Genomic DNA, 17,759 nt, shown 5'->3' on the forward strand with positions numbered 1-17,759 from the left:
CATTAACCACTTTAAAATCAGTAAGATGAAATTGAAACTTTACTTCACGGCGGTTATGCTCTTTGGAATGGTGGGAGTAAGTAATGCGCAGGCACAAGACCCGGAATGTATGACGAATTTGTCCATATTTTCAGAACACGCCAAGGTTAAAAATTATGATGCGGCCTATGAACCATGGAAAATGGTCTATGAAAAATGTCCTCAGTTAAATAATGCCATATACGTGTATGGGGAAAGGATTTTAAAGGATAAGATAAAAAAATCCTCGGGAACCGAGAAGGAAGGTTTCATTACGGATATGATGAATTTGTTGGATGATAAATTAAAATATTTCAAATCCAAGACCAGTTTGGGAAAAACTATGGTCAACAAGGCCATGTTGAAATATGACAACAAAATGGCCGGGGATGCTGAAATGTATGATATGTTGAGCGAAACCTTTACCAAGGACAAAAAGAACTTTACAAATCCTAAAGCATTATATATTTATTTCTCCAGTCTGGTAAACTTGCATAATGCAGGGCAAAAAGAACTTCAAGAGGTTTTTGACGTTTATGATAAAGTTACCGGGAAAATAGAGGAAGAAAACAACAAATTAACGGATAAAATCGCCAAACTTTTACCCAAGGAAGAAGATAACTCATTGACCTCCAAAGAAAAGAGATTGTTAAAATCCTACAATTCATATTCCGAGAATTATGGTAAGATTACGGGAAGTATAGATGCCAAGTTGGGAAAACTGGCGGACTGTGAAAATTTGATTCCCCTATATCAAAAGAATTTTGATGCGAAAAAGGATAATGTAAATTGGGTGAAAAGTGCCGTTAGCAGAATGTTTAGCAAAGACTGTACGGATGACCCCATGTTTCAAAAATTGTTTGAGGCCCAATTGGCATTGGACCCTTCTGCGGATGCGTTCTTTTATGATGGTATCATTAAATTAAAAGCAGGTAATTCTAAAGAAGCGATAGCATCTTTTAATAAGGCGGAAGAGTTGGAGACCGATAATATTAAAAGATCTAAAATTTTATATAAGGTAGCTACTATAATCCGTAAAAACAGTAAATCACAAGCTAGAAATTATGCACAAAAAGCCATTGATGCCAATCGGGCAAACGGCAAGGCCTATTTATTGATCGCAAGCTTGTACGCCAGTAGTGCCAATGCATGTGGAAGTACACCTTTTGAGAAACGTGCCATTTATTGGAAAGCGGCGGAAATGGCCAGAAAAGCAGGTAGGGTAGACCCCTCTTTAAGAGGTAGGGCCAGCAAATCTGCAGCAAGTTATAATGCAAAGGCACCTACAAAAGAAATGATATTTACCGCCGGAATGGCCGGTAAGACAGTATCGTTCTCCTGTTGGGTAGGAGGTAGCGTAAAAGTTCCTAATTTGTAAAATGTCAAAACATTTATCAGATAAGTTAAAAAGCATTGTTATGGCGGGTTCCATGGCGATGCTTTTTTTTTGTTGTAAGGACAATTACAAAAGAGTGGGAGAGGAGGCGCAAAAGAAGATTTTCCCTCAGGGGATCGCCGAGAATTTTATCCTTACCTATACGGAATCCCCGGAACGCATAAATGCCGAGGCTACAGGTTCATCCAAGGTTTTGGCCGTTATGTCCGGACCAATAAGGAACGATTTTGACAACTTAAAGTTTCCCTATCAAACTTTTCCAAAAGGGCTTTTGATCGAAATTTTTAATGAGAACAATGAAAAGACCACTATTGAGGCAGATTACGGGATCTATTATTCCACTACCTCTATCGTAGATTTGGAGGGGAACGTTGTGATCCAAGGGCATGACGGTAAAAAACTGGAAACCCCACAGTTATACTATGATCGAACCAATGAATGGGCGTTTACGGAGAAAAAATTTACGTTTACCAACCCGGAAGATAATTCTGTGATGGATGGTGAAGGAATGGATATTAAAAAAGATTTAAGCTTTTTGAACGCACATAAAACTTATGGATTAATGTTTATAAAAGAAAAGAAGGATGATTAAGATATTAAGATATACGGAATACCTATATGTTATAGTGGCCGCTTTTTCCTGCTATAGGATTTTTACAGATTGGAACACCGATCGTTCCATGGCCTATTTGTTCGTTTTCTTTGCAATAGTTTCAACGGGCATGTTCTTTTTTAGGAGAAGTTACCGGAAGAAATTTGAAAAACGTCGAAAGGAAAATCAGGACAGATAGTGGATAGCGAGATAGTCGTCATTGTACTTTCCCTTATTTTTTCCGCCTTTTTTTCAGGTATGGAGATTGCTTTTATCTCGGCCAATAAAATCCATATCGAGATTGAGAAGAAACAAGATGGCCTTTTGGCAAAAGTCCTTGCCCGACTCACAAGAAAACCATCTAAATTTATTGCGACCATGTTGATCGGGAACAATATTGCCCTGGTGATCTATGGTTTGTTTATGGGCGAATTGCTTGTGGATTGGTTTGTTGGCCTTTCTCCCGATAATGCCTTTTTAGGCCTTATGTTGACAGATTTTAACCTGTTGTCCCAAACCATCATCTCTACTCTGGTCATATTGATCACGGCAGAGTTTTTGCCCAAGGTATTATTTCAGATATATGCCAACAGCCTATTAAAGGCATTTGCGGTTCCCGCATATCTTTTTTATACCCTTTTTTCCTTTATTTCCGATTTTGTCATCGGGGTTTCGGATTTTATCCTAAAACGCATTTTTCGTACCTCAGGAGATGAGGTGCAATTGGCGTTCAGTAAAATAGAGCTCGGCGATTACATTACGGAACAAATGGAAACCGTTGAAGAAGAGGACGAAGTGGATTCCGAAATACAGATTTTTCAAAATGCATTGGAATTTTCCGAAGTAAAGGCGAGAGAGGTCATGGTACCCAGAACGGAAATTGTTGCCGTTGAGATACATGAGACACTTAAAAACCTGGCCAAGCTGTTTACGGAAACGGGGCTTTCAAAAATTCTGATCTTTAAGGATACGGTAGATGATATAATCGGTTACGTGCATTCCTACGAGCTTTTCAAAAAGCCGAGAAACATAAAGAGTATCTTATTGCCTGTAGAGTTCGTGCCGGAAACCATGCCCATTCAAGATGTATTGAACGTATTGATCAAAAAACGAAAAAGTATTGCCGTAGTTTTGGACGAATATGGAGGAACCTCTGGATTAATGACCGTAGAGGATATTGTGGAGGAACTTTTTGGGGAGATAGAGGATGAACATGACAGTACGGACCTAAGGGACGAGCAAATTGATGAAACCCATTTTCTTTTTTCGGCCAGGCTTGAGGTGGACCATTTGAACGAGAACTATAAATTTGATTTGCCCATTGGCGATGAATATGAGACTTTGGGAGGGCTATTGGTACATCGGTTGGGGGAGATTCCCGAGAGAGAATCGGAGATTGTCATAGATCGGTTCAAGTTTACCATTTTAGAAGTTTCAAGCACGAAAATAGACTTGGTTTCCCTTGAACTCGTAGCAGAGGATTAGATCCGTTTCTTACTGTATATCACTTGTTTTTAGTTTTTATTATTTCAATTAAAAATGGTAATTTCGCCTCCCGATAACTATCGGGATGATTTAACGAATTAATAGGATGGCAGTTTTAGAAAATATTAGAAAACGTACGACCGTATTGATATTGATAATTGGTTTGGCACTTTTTGCATTTGTAATTTCAGGGGTTTTTACCAGTAGCAATTTTGGCGGTGAAAAAGTAGGTTCGTCCGTTGCGGAAATCAATGGCAATGAAATCTCCATTGACGAGTTTAGGCAAAAAGTAGAGACAATATCCAGGAGAACAGGTCCAACGACTTCTTCCATGCAATTGGTAAATCAAGTATGGGAAAGAGAAGTTAGGGGTTCTATATTGAGTGAGCAATTCGACGATTTGGGCATTGGCATTGAACAAGATCAAATCGTAGATTTTATTAAAACTTCCGGTTATGCACAAAATCCTGCTTTTCAGAATGAAAATGGGGTTTTTGACCCCAATATTTTTAAGCGGACCGTTGCGGATTGGAAGACCAATAACCCTGCACAGTACGATGTCTGGTTGCAAACGGAACAGGAAATAATCCAACTGGCCAAAGAACAGACCTATTTCAACTTGGTGAAAGCAGGTGTGGGCGCTACACTTAAAGAAGGAGAATTGGACTATAGATTGGCCAATGAAAAAATGGACATCAAATACGTTCGTGTACCCTTTACTTCTGTTGCCGATACTACCATAACGGTTACTAAAAGTGAAATTTCCGCTTATATTAAAGAACATAAGGAAGAGTTTAAGCAAGACCCCGCACGGGATATCCAGTTTGTATATTTTGAAGAAAAACCTTCCAATACCGACGATGCCAGTGTTAAGGAGACCATTACAAAATTATTGGACGATACAATAGAATACAATTCCCAAACAGATCAAAATGACACCCTTCAAGGTTTTAGGAATACTACCGATGTCAGTGCTTTTTTAGACCGTAATTCGGATACTAAATTCGATACCATTTATAAAGCCAGAAAGAATTTATCGGCTGCCGTTGCCGATACTTTAATGGCATTGAAATCCGGTGAGATTTATGGGCCATATAAAGATGGGGGTTCCTATAAAGTTTCTAAAATGGTGGGAAGGCGTGCAAACGGCTCCGTAAAGTCCAGCCATATACTTATAACCTATAAAGGTGCTACCCGTGCCAATCCTCAAATAACAAGAACCAAAGAAGAGGCCGAGACCAAGGCGAACGAACTTTTTAAACAAGTAAAAAATAATGTCGATGGTTTTGCCGAATATGCGAAAGATAACTCAGATGGACCTTCCGCTCAACAAGGTGGAGACCTGGGGTATTTTCAACAAGGAAGACTGGCGGAAGAATTTGATACGTTTATTTTTTCCAATCCCATAGGGGCGATAGATTTGGTAGAGACCGATTTTGGATACCATATCATTAGGATCGTTGATAAAGAAGATGTTGTGCAAATAGCTACTTTATCCAGAGAGGTCGTTCCTTCCGAGGAGACCGTTAATACCCTTTTTACGGATGCTACCAAGTTTGAGATGAATACCATAGATGATGAGACCTCATTTTCAGATATTGCCAAGAAAAGTGAGTATGTGGTGCGTCCTGTGAATAAGATAAAAGCATTGGACGAGAACCTTCCGGGCCTTTCCGCCCAACGCAATATTGTACAATGGGCCTTTAACGATGATACGGAAGTTGGGGATATCAAACGGTTCAATATCAATAACGGATATGCCGTAGTCCAATTGACCGGAAGTTATAAGGAAGGAGTAATGAGCCCCGAAGATGCCTCGGTAACAGTACTACCTAGAATCAGAAAAGAGCGAAAAGCTGCTCAAATAATAGCGGCCAATAAAGGAAAATCCCTAGAAGATATTGCAAAGGATAATGGGATAACGGTTTCTACGGCTTCTGCCCTGACCGTAAAATCACCAACAATTCCCGGTGCGGGTAATGAGCCCGTGGTCGTTGGAATAGCTTATGGCATGGAAGAAAATGAAACTTCGGGCCTTATTGAAGGTAATTCTGGAATTTTTAAAATTGAGATAACCAAAAGAACTCCGGCCACAGAGTTGAATAATTATAGTACGTACGCCAATACACTTAAGAACAATGCTGCAAATAGGGTTAATTCCGCAGTTTACAAAGCATTAAAGGAAGCGGCCGATATTGAGGACAAAAGAGCAACTTTTTATTGATTTGATAAAAACGGATTAGAGGTCGGTCATATTCCGGTATTGGCGGATTGTTCTGCATATGTTTTATGGGTATAAGTAGCACAGGGAGATATACTGTTATTCCTTGGGGTTGAATTCCCCGTTTGTTTTATTATTCCCTATGTTGTTTCACAGGATAAGTTTTTTCATGGGTTTGGGTTTATACTTTATTTTTTACCCACATCTTTATCTTGGGTAACTATATATTGATTCGACCAATGGCTACGGATACCTTTTTAGGGATTATTACAATAAGATTTTGGAGTGTTCGGTTTTTATTCTTTTGAGGGTATACTTTTCGGCATAACCTGGGGTTCCATTAATAACCTATGGATGTTATTCCCAGTTGGTCTTGATCAACAATACTAAATAAAAATATATTTAATGGCATTGACCGTTATCTTGCGGGAGGAATATAGGTTTTTAAGAGACGTACAGAATACTTTTAAGCCTGTGTAGATGATATATGATATACCCGGAAGTGATTTAAACCGTAAAAAAAGAGGCCGTCTTTTTGGACGGCCTCTTTTTTATTTTTGTAAATCGGTTTTGATCTTACCTATGTTTAAGAAGCTCTTTTTTTCATATAAAAGTATAGGCCCGTAAAAGCAATAATCAATATTGCGGGTAATAAAGACATGGTCCGCAATGCTTCAAGCGGACTGGCGTTATCCATTAAGTTCCCCATAACGGGTAAAACCAATGAAACGGAAAGCATTCCGGCCCCACCAAGGATTGAAAGCCCCAAGGCCCCTGTTTCCGGGAGATATTCTGCAACAAAACCTAACATGGTCGGCCAGAAAAAGGTCACGCCAATAGCGAAAATGGCCGCTGCCCCAAAAATCATTGCTCCGCTGGTAACGGTCATTAACCAAAGACCGATAAAAGTAAATATTGCCGAGAACAATAGCATACCGGATGGCTGTAGTTTGTGTACCACCTGACCGGCAAATGCCCTGCCCAAAGCCATTATGCCATTAATAAAGGCAAGTACCAAAAGAGCATTTACCCCAGATGTCTTTAGCAGGGATTCAATGCGTTGGGTAGTTCCTAGTTCCGATGCGGCCGTAAGAAACATACAAAGCACCATAAAGATGAACAAGGGCTTTCCTAGGCTCGATAGCATCTTGCCTGTACTAATGCCCATTTGAACCCGTTCAGTGACCGGAAATTTTTGACCAAAAAATAGTAGGGCATAAACGATAAGCGGCACAAACAAAACAGCAACATATAACTGCCAGCCTAGGCCCATAACGTCCATCATTAACCATCCGAGTATGGAACCAATAATAATCCCTCCGGGAAACCACACATGAAACTTATTCAACATTTTGGTTTTTTCGTTAGGGTACATGGATGCGACCATAGGATTCAACGCGGCTTCAAATAATCCGTTGGCGGCACCAATAAACAGGGTTGCCATAAACAATGCGGTCATATCTCCGGCCACAATAGACCATATGATACCGATAAGATGGATGATAAAACCGATCCAAGTGATTTTTTTAATACCAAGTGCATCAACCAAAGGCCCCCCTATAACCACGGCCAGCGTATAGCCCCAAAATGCAGGCCCTAGGGCATACCCCAACTGTTCTAATGTTAGGCCTATTCCCTCCGGTCCAAAAACTGTTTCCAATCTTGCCCTAACGGCAAAGGATAATCCTGCCACAAGTAGTGCCATGCACGAAGCAATAAACAATCTATTCTTATTTATGTGTTCCATAGATATTAAATGATTTTTAGGTTGATTTATATTTTTGGTCAATGTGCTAAGCTAATAAAAATGAAATAACTTCCCCTCCTTTTTAATAAAATCCTAATACTATTGGGCAGGCTTTGGGAATCCATTACATTTTGCCCATATTTTGTTAAAAATTGTTTTGTCCATTAAATGGCATGGAAGACCTTTGGAACCTTAAAGAAAGTAGGTTGCAAAACCAAGTAATACCAGTAGTACAGGCAATTGCTAAAGTTACAAGGACATTATGTGAGCATTGAAAAGTAATATAGTGCTGTGGCAAGAACCGAACTTGATTTTGGGAACCCTAAATTTTACAGGGTTCCATTTTTTTGATTTTAAATAATTATCCTATTCGAGTACAATGTCTTCATAAATAACCCTTAAATCTGCAGTTGTTCCATTGACTGCGGTATAAATATTGAGTCCAACCTGTAGGGTCGTTGGAAGATCAGGGCGGTCATAGGTATGTAGTAATTGCCATGGGCTTTGCCCGATGTTCTTGACATAGAGGGAAAAATTACTTCCCTGTCTCCGTATGCGTAGTCCATGATCTGAAAGCCCGTCCGGAAGTGTATTAAAGAATGAAACGCTATCGAGGGTCGATTTGTGTTCCACGCCCAACTCATCAACTCCGTCATTTGTTTCTTCAGGAGTATTGCCGGAAACCAAATGGACATAATTTTCACCACCATCCGCATTGGGGTTTCGTGCCATTAAACCACCGAGGCAAATATTGCAATTGGGAGCAAGGGAACCATTACTTTTTCGACGAACCGACACTGTTGCGGAAAAGGTAAAATCGCCAGAAACAGTCTGGTATAGAAGTCCGCCACTACTGGCCTGAAACCAAAGGGCATTTTGTTCCAAATCCAATTGAATTCCATTTTCTGTTTCTTCAGCGCTAAAAACCTCTTTGTTAAAAAATGTCCAAGGTATTCCGTTGAACGTTAACTGATTCGGAGGAATCTCATTTTCTTCCTCAGGTTCCGGGTCTTGGCCGGAAGAACAAGAAAGCGAAAATAGCATGGACACAAAGAGAAGTGTCATTGACCATGCATGTATGATAAAATGATGCTTTTTGAATAAACTCCTAGGATACATATTCATAGTATCGGGATATGGCATTGTAAGTTTATAACGTATTTCCTGCCCATGTGATTACGGGCAGGAAACTGATGGTTTGGGAGAACCTATACGAATATCAATCTTCTATTTTGAAAAGAGAAGTAATTTCTTCATAGGACATTTTGGAATAATCCACGGCTGTTGAAGATTTTCCGCCAGCTTCGGTTCCACCGGGAATTATAACATATCGATACCCAGAAATCAAGGTGGCATCCGCATTCAAATCGGTATCGTCCAATTTCCGAACTTGGACCCGGATTACTCCGTTGGAACTATCTGTTGGAGGTTCGATCCTATAGCGATATTCTACCTGTAAGCTTCCATAAAAGGTATACGGTAATAGATAATATGTAAGATCGGCCTCCTCGGCTACATTGTTTAACCTTCTACCGTACACTAATATAACCCCATTGTTTAGAATAGCATTGGTAATTTCGGGAGCCTCAATATCAAACCCCGCCGCTGAACTTTCTACCGGGCTATTGCCAAATCCATGTCCAATCCATCCGGAATAAATAACATTTGCGGTTCCGGGGTCCCCTTGTTCTCCTTGAGGGCCTGCGGGACCTTGTTCCCCTTGAGATCCAGAAGGGCCAATAGCTCCATCTTCCCCGTCCTCTGCGGAACAGGCCATTAAAAGACTTACCGCAATAAATAATCCTAATAACTTTTTTGTAAACTTCATTTTTTGATAAGATTTAAAATTGACTTTGGCGAAACTACTACTTGGGGCCTGTGGGAAAGTCCCAAATCTTATGATTTAAAAGAATCAGGACACCAAGCTATTTTACTGTTGCCTCTTTATACTTGGTGGGAGACATGCCCGTATGTTTTTTGAAAGCTGCGTAGAACACGGATTTTGAATTGAACCCAGACTCTAAGCCAATGGAAAGTACAGTATAGTTTGAAAATTGTGGATCTATTAATTTTTGTTTTGCATCCGTAACCCGATACGTGTTTACAAAATCCGAAAAGTTGGAACCACTTAAACGATTGACCATCTGGGAAAGATAATTGGTGCTGATGTTGAGTTTTTTGGCGACCGTTCCAAGGCTCAATTCAGGATTTCGATATATTTTATCTTTGTCGAGCAGTATGCAGAACTCTTTAAAATAGGCATTGTCATTGGTAATACTGTGGATGCCTTTACAAGAAAGCTGTTGTAGTTTGGCGGCAGTAAGTTTAGCTATGAGCTGGAGGAGAAAAAGGTGCTTTTCTTCAAAAAAATTCTTTGCGGAGTGTTCGGAATCAATGACCCCCAACAGTTTATTTTCATGGACAATGGGAACGGCCAGCTCGGACGACCGTTCTTTATCATCAACAATATATCTGCTATCCAAAGCGGTATCCGATACGATTTCCAATTTTTTGGTATATGCCACTGTACCAACGATACCCTTCCCCAAAGGAATTTCAATGGGGTTCAATATTTTTTTGTCGTCTTTTTTCTTATCTCCATATGCTGCACTTTGAATTAGGATCTTTTTTTTGGGGTCCAAGGTGTAAATAACACAGTCCTCGAGATTTAAAAGTGAGATGCAATTCTTGGAAATGTCCCACAGTACGCTATCTTTAGTATTCTTGTCAAAAAGTGATGTTGCAAAATAGCTCAATATATTGGTGGCTTCATATTGACTGGTTTCCAATTCTTCAACAGAGAAAATTTTGTTCAATCCTTTTATTTGGAATTCGTTCGCAATAGTCTCGGTACATATCCTTTCCTGTTCTTTGCGTTTTTTGACTTTATTGAGATGGTTTTGCCCCAAAAAGGAAAGTGTGAGATAGAATCCCAAGAATAGGAAAAAAATGAGGTAGTATATTTTTGAGGTTTCCACTTCAGGGGTGATATGGATATAGAGAATGACACTGGCCCAAACAAAACAAAGCACAATCAATGTAACAAATACAATCTTTAACCATTTGGTCTTTTTTTTGACTACATGATATGACAGATTGCCTATCCGGTTTTCATAGTTCTTGATAATCCAATAGTCCCATACACCCATGAGCATGGCAAAAGCCAAAGCCAGATTTTCATCGTAATGGGCATTGATATATTTGGCCGTTTCTTTTGATAGCAATGCGTAATCCGATATTAGATTGATCTTTAAAAAAGTATATGCCAAAAAAACCAGTACAAAAGGTAAAAGCAATGCTTTTTTGTAGCGCTTGTAAAGGTTTGCCTTTCCTATATAAGAGCAGGTAAATGCCATAAAAATTGTGGGCGATAGAAACTGGTATGGTAAATAAAACAGTAAAATTATAGGATAGGCTTTAGTAACCCCAATATCAATAAGAATTACCTGAAGAATGACAAGGTTTGCCAAAACAATGAATCCAAAAAAATACTTGGCCGTGTGATTGTCCTTTAATTGCATCAATTGGAGCAACGCCATGATTATCAAAAAAAGGGAGAGAAGTAATATTGTGCCGTTGTAGATGTTCCAGCTCAAATTGCGCTTTTATGGAGTTAACGAAACCAACTGGATTTGGGAAATACAAATGTTAGCCCAAATCAAGAGATCAAAACTACTTTCGATTTTTTCTAAAAACTTGTAAAAAACGGACTTTTTGCACACACAACGTTTTCCACTACATTTTAATCGAGGAATCGAGGTATATAGCAGAATATAGTGTCCTATTTTTTTTTCAAGAAGAAAATAGATCCAATTGCCCATAGGAGGAATCAATTGTATTTACATATAATTTTTTACATAATAGATTGTTTAATTTGGAATCAAGACATAAACGGATGATTTTGAATGTTTCAACGGATTTTTCTTGTTTCATGTCAGAATTTGGATCTTATTAAAAATCCTTATGTCAATCAAGGAAAATAGAATCTGCATTCCCTCGACCACCAGAAACAACGGGTAATGTATTGCGTTCTCCATCTTTCCAATATACTGGGAGTTCTGGTTCTGATGAGCTATCCTGTACTGCCCCTACGGCATAGACATTGCCATTGTGCACGGTAATATCGGCTATATAGGAACGATAAACCCCGTTAGTGAGTACAAATTTTTCGTCGTTTTTCCAATATACCGCAGCTTCTTGAAATGAACCGTTTCCATATTCATATCCAGCCACATATATATCATCACCATCTATATGGATTGAATGCGCTGCGGCACTTTCAAATCCATCGGAAAGGGAAACCGCTTCGCCGTTTTTCCAATATTTTACCACACTTCCTTCAGTGCCCGCCACATAGACATCGTTGCCGATAACAACTATATCCCTTACCCCGGCATCATCTGTCCCGTCAGTTAGGATGAACTCTTGGTTATTTTTCCAATATTTTGCCACGTATCTATTTGGGGTCGCCCCATTTTGCTCCGTCCCTGCCACATACACATCCCCGTTGGCAACATAAATAGAGGATACAAATGCTCTGTTTGAACCATCGGTAAGTGGAAATTCTTGGCCGTTTATCCAGTATTTCGCTATTGTATTACCTGAAGAAAATTTTTCCGTACCGGTCACATACACATCCCCTCCGTCCACAAAAATTGATCTGGCTATGGCATAACCTTCTCCACTTGTAAGCGATGTTTCACTATCCTGTGTCCAATATTTTGCTTGTGATGACAATCCAAATCGTTGCTGACCCGCCACGTATAGAGTGCCCTCTTCTTTAAAAATGCTATGCGCATTTGAAGATTGTTCAAGATTGCTAAGGGTTACTTTTTTACCGTTCTTCCAGTACGTGGCCAATGATCCCGAAAATGATTCTGTAGTCATAATTTCACTGCCTGTAATATAAATATCGGGGTCTATGGATAAGGTGGCCGTAGTTTCCGCATTACAGGTTTTTGCAGTAATTATGGCAGAACCTGATTTTAATGCGGTGACTTCACCTTGGTTATCGACTTGGGCTATTTCTGGACTGTCACTTACCCACGTAACTGAATCATCTCCAATATCCGTAGTTACAGAAAGTAAAAGGACATCTCCTTTTTTTAAATTGATACGGGATTGATCCAATTCAATTTCTGTAACCAAAGTCTCGACTTGGTTTCCATTGCAATCCACTAGGCCGGTATCTGAAGGATCGGTAGAACATGCATTGAAAATCATGACAGTTAAAACCATAACGAACAAATATTTTGTAGGTGTCATATTCAAGTAAAATTTAAGGTTAAAAAACCTCAAATCTACTGCCACCTCAAGCATGCAAAGTCCTATTTCTTTTGTATTCAAAAAATCAGGACATTTTCTTATTTACCTTAAAACGTTGAAAAACTTGGTGAGGGCCTTTGTTGAATCTAGAAAAAATGTTGACGATTACTCAATTCATGGATTCAATATTACTTTCAGACTTTTCTAAAAGCTTAATAAAAGAATTTCTTGAAGCCGATCCCTCCCTGTTTAAAGTTGAAGAGTTTATTCTTTAAGCATCAATTGGGCCAATTGGAGCCGTCCGTTGATAAACTTTCTGGGGGGAATCTGCATAAACCGTTTAAACTCATTAGTAAAAGAAGGCTGGTCATAAAAACCACAGGCAAGGGCCAATTTTGTCATTGAATCCTTTTGGTTCATGCTTATTATGGTCATGATATGGTTCCATTGTAAGGTTCTAAAGAATTTTTTTGGAGATATTCCCACGGTTTTTGTGAACATGCGCGACAAATGGCGTTGGCCTATGCCAACCTTGTTGGAAATGTCCTCAATACGATGGTTTTCCAATAAATTTTGGTGCATTAGCGCCAACGCTTCTTCCACAAAAGGCACTTCTGGTAAGGCACTTTCGATTTTGGAAGAAAGGTAATCTTCAAAAATCTTATGGATTTCCTTGTGGTCGTATGAGCTATTTTCCAGGGCCACTTCAAGGGGTTTGGCATCTATTTCCGAGAAATCGCCCAGTCTATTATTAAAGGTCCGGCAGTTTTTTTTGAACATCCTATAAAAGCCCGTTGGAGTGAAGTCTATGACCATTTGCGCCACCTCACCTTCATGTATGACGGAAATTCCTTCACGTGTAACATGGCCTATGATATAACTTCTCTTGTTCAAGGGAATATTCTGTCCGTCAATATAAAGTTCAATTCCTTTCTTCAAGATAAAAGTAAGTCCAATCGCCCCAATAGGGGGAACCTGCTGTGTCAGTGGAGAGGCAAGTGTGTTTTCAACAAGACAAATACGCTTTATAAAAGGCCTTAATCTGGAATTTATGATGGGAAATGGAGTGACGGTCGGGTGTGACATTCTAAGCGTTGATCGTTATGTTTACATAGGAACTCTAAAATAAAGAAAATAGAACCGCAGACGAATAATTTTTATATTACTTAACTGAAGCTTAGTAAAACTCGACCCAAAAAGTTATTTTGAGAAACAGTTATCAATCATATCTTTTTGACCCTGTACGTGATTCTTCTATTCGTCAATACTCTGGCAACCCTCATATTCAAAATTGCTTGGTTCGAGGTCACCGATATGCAGGATGTGCCCGAACTTGATACTTGTACTCTATATCGATAATCGTTTTTATCAATATCCGGTCTGATCACCGTTAAAGATTGCGTCTGCGTACCTGTATAATCCATGCCATCCATTATATTATTGAAGCTTGCACCTCCATCGATACTCACCTGCCACTGATAGGTGTCAGCATCACTGGTCGTAACTGAAAAGACTGTATTTGTACCTGCAAAGGCGGTTTGACCTGTGGGATGAACATCAATTGTAGGGGCAGGTTCAATGGTCAGTGTCACTGTATCGGTTATAGGAGTCAAATCTATTTCGGCCCCAATATGATAGAAATCATTAGGGACACTCTGATTGTTATATTCCGTAATGATCAAATCGGCTGATTGGGCATTATCTAAAATTCTTATTTCGTCCAATTCACCTCCAAAGAAACGTGCAGCTGAAATATCGGACCGTGATCCAATAAATATATCTGTTGTGGGGTTATAGGAATTTCCTCCGTTAAAGGTAATCTCCGATCTCTCGATTCCATCAATATAAACTCTTGGATTACCAGATGATGTGGTCGTGAACGTATATTGATGCCACTGACCATCGATATAGGATGTCCCAGCATCCAATCCATTTAAATTTGTCGCATCATTGGAATCTTGAAATACTGTACGCAGTGTGTTCTCCCCTGTACCTGGTGCAACACCTGATTCTCCCAAATAGGCGTTCATGGAATTATTTGTACTAAACCCTCCATGCCCGAACATGTACTGGTATGATGACCCTGTGTTATCGGCGATCTTAAACCAAAAAGATATCGTAAAGGCATTTGAACCTGTATAATCGAAATCAGGGACCCTAATGTAGTCATCGATCTCGTCAAAGGTCAATGCATCCCCAATAATCCCTGCCACCGTATTGCCCGAGGTCATGCCATTGGCGATACCCGAATTTGTGTTTCCTGTTGCATCCACCATTTGAGGGGCCGTTGCCGTTGGGTCTTCCCCTAAATGCAATATGGTTTGATAGTTTGCCGGCCAAATTCCGTTGGTTGAAGTATCTGTTGCCCCCGCATTCCCATAATACATATAAATAACCGTATCCGTCGTTGTACTTAAGGTTGGGATACTGATCCAAGTGGCCAGTTCGCCCGTTACTTCATCATACTTCTCCAATTGGTGCGAAAGCAAGGTAGTACCATCCGAAGTTGTAAAAACGATATCATACCCATTTACATTTTCAATTTTTCCTCCGTTCGCAGTTGTTCTCAAATCCGGATCGATTGTATTTACCAAAAGTGCGTAGTCTGTAAAATCAGAGCTGCCTATGACCCTATCCGAGTCTACTGTAATTTTTTTTCGATAAGCATAGTTAGGCACTCCTAAGGGATTACATCCTCCTGTACCATATGCTCCCATGGTTAGAGTCACAGTTCCCGCTGCAATCTCTGCGGCCGTTGGGGTATATATAGGGTCCTCTAAACTTGTATCACTGATTCCTGAACTCCCCGACCATAATATCGCAGAAGCATTGGTAACGGTAGCATCGAGATTGTAAGTGCCGTCAGCACAAAAAGTATCGTCAGTCCCTGCATTGACGGTAGGACCCGATTCTATGGTCAAAGTTACCGTATCGGCCATTGGACCTGTCGAGCATGCCCCTATACCTTCCGCTGTCAAAGTCAAAGTTACCGTTCCTGCTGTAATTTCAGCCGCAGTGGGGGTATATGTAGGGTTGGCAATGCCAGTATTGCTTATGCCCGTACTTCCGGACCATGTTATTGTTGAGGCATTTAAAACCCTGCCGTCCAAGATATATACTGAATTTGAACAAAGACTATCGTCCGCACCTGCATTCACAGCAAGATTCTCTTGTACATCTAAAATGGCGGCATTGGACATGGTACTGCTTCCACATACATAGGCATTATTGGTTATCATTACTCTGTATTGATTATCATCTTCCGATATCGAAGTACTTGAAAGTGTTAGGGTCGCGGTGTCAACTCCTGAATAGATTCCTCCATTGGAAAGGTCACTAAAATTCAATCCGCCATTGACGCTTACCTGCCATTGGTACGCGTCGGTATCTGTGGTGGTAACGGCAAAACTTGTTCCTCCGCCCCCGCATACACCAACATTGCTTGGTTGTACCGTAACAGTGGGTGTAACCACTTCTTGAAAGTCGTATACGGTATTTCCGTTGTTGTCATCAGGTGTTGTATAACCATCAGAACCACTTGTGACCATCCCATTTGTATCAAAGGTTTGTGGCGAAGGTCCCAAAAGGCCATCTCCATTATCATCGGTATAACCGGCTTCTATGACATCATTACAGGAATCATTATCGGAATCCAGTTCGTATGGATCATAATCCATATCTGAATCCGAATCCATTATTGAATATTGCAGTACTGGGGTAAGTGTTTCCACATCATCCAGATTATTATGAAGGCCATTGGTGCCAAAGTCGGTACCAACACCGTCAATAATTCCATCATTGTTGGCATCGATCACTCCGGCCACGGTCAAGGCACCACCTTCGACAATGTCATAAATTCCATCGTTATCGGAATCCAGGTCAAAACGATTTGATACCCCATCGCCATCGGAATCACAAATGTCATTTAAATATAAATCTCCCGATAGTCCTTCAGGGCCCCCTTCATCTGGATTGGTAATGACAAAGGTGTTGGTATTGCCAGGTATCCATGGCAAGGAATTGAAAGTACTTGAATCGTTAGTTCCCAAAGGCTCAAGGCTGATTGATGTTGTATTTCTCGTCCCATATAAAAACACATTTCCATTTTCATCGATTATTACCTTAATTCTTGGTAGTCCATTAGTATTGGCAACCCATGGGGTATTTATCAACACGTTTCCTGAAACTGTTCTCATCAACACTTCTGTGGCCGGGTCATGGGCACCGTTCTCAAACTGTATTATCCTATTGTGTATATTGGTGCCATTAACGGATAATTGAAAAGAATTATCCAATGTGTTAAAGTCAAATTCCAAATATCCCGTATCGGTATGTGTATATGTGATTGTTCTTGCGCCTCCAGCGTTTATGGAAGGTAAATTGGGCAATTCAATAGTGGAGCAATACTCCAGGGTATCGGGAATACCATCATTATCGTCGTCCAAATCTGTATCGTCCGGAACCCCATCTCCGTCGGTATCTACCAGTGTTACAATATCAAAGGTGACTGTAGACGAATTGCCACCTGTCAAATCTGTATCCACTATCAAAACACCATCTTGGTATACCCTGACATATGAACCTGCTCCGTTCCAACCATCTCCAAAAGCATCTTCGAGTTCGATGGAATATCCCGTTCCTTCTAAAACACTGCTATACAATTCACGACTACCTATATTGTCATAAGAAGTATTGGACGCTGCATTAAAACAATTAACTGGATCGCATATTGTAGCTCCTATTTGAATGTTCGAAGGATTTCGGAAAGTTACCCTATTGTCCGATGACCAATTGGGCCAATTAACTTCAATGGTAATATCCACTTGAGCTTGAAGGCTGAAATTGAATAACAGAAAGAAAAAAAAGGGTTTTAAAAAAGACTTGGGGGATAGTCGATGCATATGACATTTTAAATTTATCAGCAATGTATACCACGTTGGGAAATCTGCTAAAAATTTGTTGTGTAACCACAATAAACACTTGTGTATACAATAAAATTAATTGTATTGGGTCATCTGCATTGCATACTTTTAAT

12 protein-coding genes are annotated in these 17,759 nt (G+C 40.0%); 5 read left to right on the forward strand and 7 right to left on the reverse strand.

Annotation, left to right across the window (positions count from 1 at the left end; translation table 11 throughout):
• The first annotated feature begins 25 nt into the window (after positions 1 to 25).
• The 5 genes from ACKWB9_RS01560 to ACKWB9_RS01580 all read left to right on the forward strand — a co-directional run bounded on the left by ACKWB9_RS01560 (position 26) and on the right by ACKWB9_RS01580 (position 5,715).
• Positions 26 to 1,396, forward strand: a complete 1,371-nt coding sequence (locus tag ACKWB9_RS01560; RefSeq protein ID WP_414001219.1) for a tetratricopeptide repeat protein — start codon at positions 26 to 28, stop codon at positions 1,394 to 1,396.
• A 1-nt stretch (position 1,397) separates the two neighbouring features.
• Complete coding sequence (gene lptC, locus ACKWB9_RS01565) at positions 1,398 to 2,006, forward strand: LPS export ABC transporter periplasmic protein LptC (RefSeq protein ID WP_414001220.1); 609 nt, start codon at positions 1,398 to 1,400, stop codon at positions 2,004 to 2,006.
• Positions 1,999 to 2,205 (forward strand): hypothetical protein, encoded by a 207-nt coding sequence (locus tag ACKWB9_RS01570; protein WP_414001221.1) that lies wholly within the window; start codon positions 1,999 to 2,001, stop codon positions 2,203 to 2,205. Before lptC ends, ACKWB9_RS01570 begins: the two co-directional genes overlap by 8 nt.
• Positions 2,205 to 3,491, forward strand: coding sequence for a hemolysin family protein (locus ACKWB9_RS01575; RefSeq protein ID WP_414001222.1), 1,287 nt, complete (start codon positions 2,205 to 2,207; stop codon positions 3,489 to 3,491). Before ACKWB9_RS01570 ends, ACKWB9_RS01575 begins: the two co-directional genes overlap by 1 nt.
• A 106-nt stretch (positions 3,492 to 3,597) precedes the next feature.
• Entirely contained in the window at positions 3,598 to 5,715 is a 2,118-nt protein-coding gene (locus tag ACKWB9_RS01580; protein ID WP_414001223.1) for a peptidylprolyl isomerase, read from the forward strand.
• Between the two features lie 583 nt (positions 5,716 to 6,298).
• On the opposite strand, the gene ACKWB9_RS01585 is transcribed toward ACKWB9_RS01580, so the two are convergent.
• The 7 genes from ACKWB9_RS01585 to ACKWB9_RS01615 form a co-directional block, all read right to left on the reverse strand.
• Positions 6,299 to 7,459 (reverse strand): MFS transporter, encoded by a 1,161-nt coding sequence (locus ACKWB9_RS01585; protein ID WP_414001224.1) that lies wholly within the window; start codon positions 7,457 to 7,459, stop codon positions 6,299 to 6,301.
• A 366-nt stretch (positions 7,460 to 7,825) separates the two neighbouring features.
• Positions 7,826 to 8,524, reverse strand: coding sequence for a hypothetical protein (locus ACKWB9_RS01590; protein WP_414001225.1), 699 nt, complete (start codon positions 8,522 to 8,524; stop codon positions 7,826 to 7,828).
• Positions 8,525 to 8,678: 154 nt separating this feature from the next.
• Positions 8,679 to 9,287: a hypothetical protein gene (locus ACKWB9_RS01595; protein WP_414001226.1), complete on the reverse strand. Its 609-nt coding sequence runs from the start codon at positions 9,285 to 9,287 to the stop codon at positions 8,679 to 8,681.
• 97 nt (positions 9,288 to 9,384) lie between these two features.
• Positions 9,385 to 11,055 carry a helix-turn-helix domain-containing protein gene (locus ACKWB9_RS01600; protein ID WP_414001227.1) on the reverse strand — a complete coding sequence of 557 codons (1,671 nt, stop codon included), beginning with the start codon at positions 11,053 to 11,055 and terminating at the stop codon, positions 9,385 to 9,387.
• Positions 11,056 to 11,425: 370 nt separating this feature from the next.
• Positions 11,426 to 12,724, reverse strand: a complete 1,299-nt coding sequence (locus tag ACKWB9_RS01605) for an Ig-like domain-containing protein (RefSeq protein ID WP_414001228.1) — start codon at positions 12,722 to 12,724, stop codon at positions 11,426 to 11,428.
• A gap of 264 nt (positions 12,725 to 12,988) precedes the next feature.
• Positions 12,989 to 13,810: a helix-turn-helix domain-containing protein gene (locus tag ACKWB9_RS01610; protein WP_414001229.1), complete on the reverse strand. Its 822-nt coding sequence runs from the start codon at positions 13,808 to 13,810 to the stop codon at positions 12,989 to 12,991.
• 137 nt (positions 13,811 to 13,947) lie between these two features.
• Positions 13,948 to 17,625, reverse strand: coding sequence for a DUF2341 domain-containing protein (locus ACKWB9_RS01615; protein WP_414001230.1), 3,678 nt, complete (start codon positions 17,623 to 17,625; stop codon positions 13,948 to 13,950).
• Positions 17,626 to 17,759: the final 134 nt, after the last annotated feature.

This window comes from Maribacter spongiae (assembly GCF_047345125.1).
Classification (GTDB): domain Bacteria; phylum Bacteroidota; class Bacteroidia; order Flavobacteriales; family Flavobacteriaceae; genus Maribacter.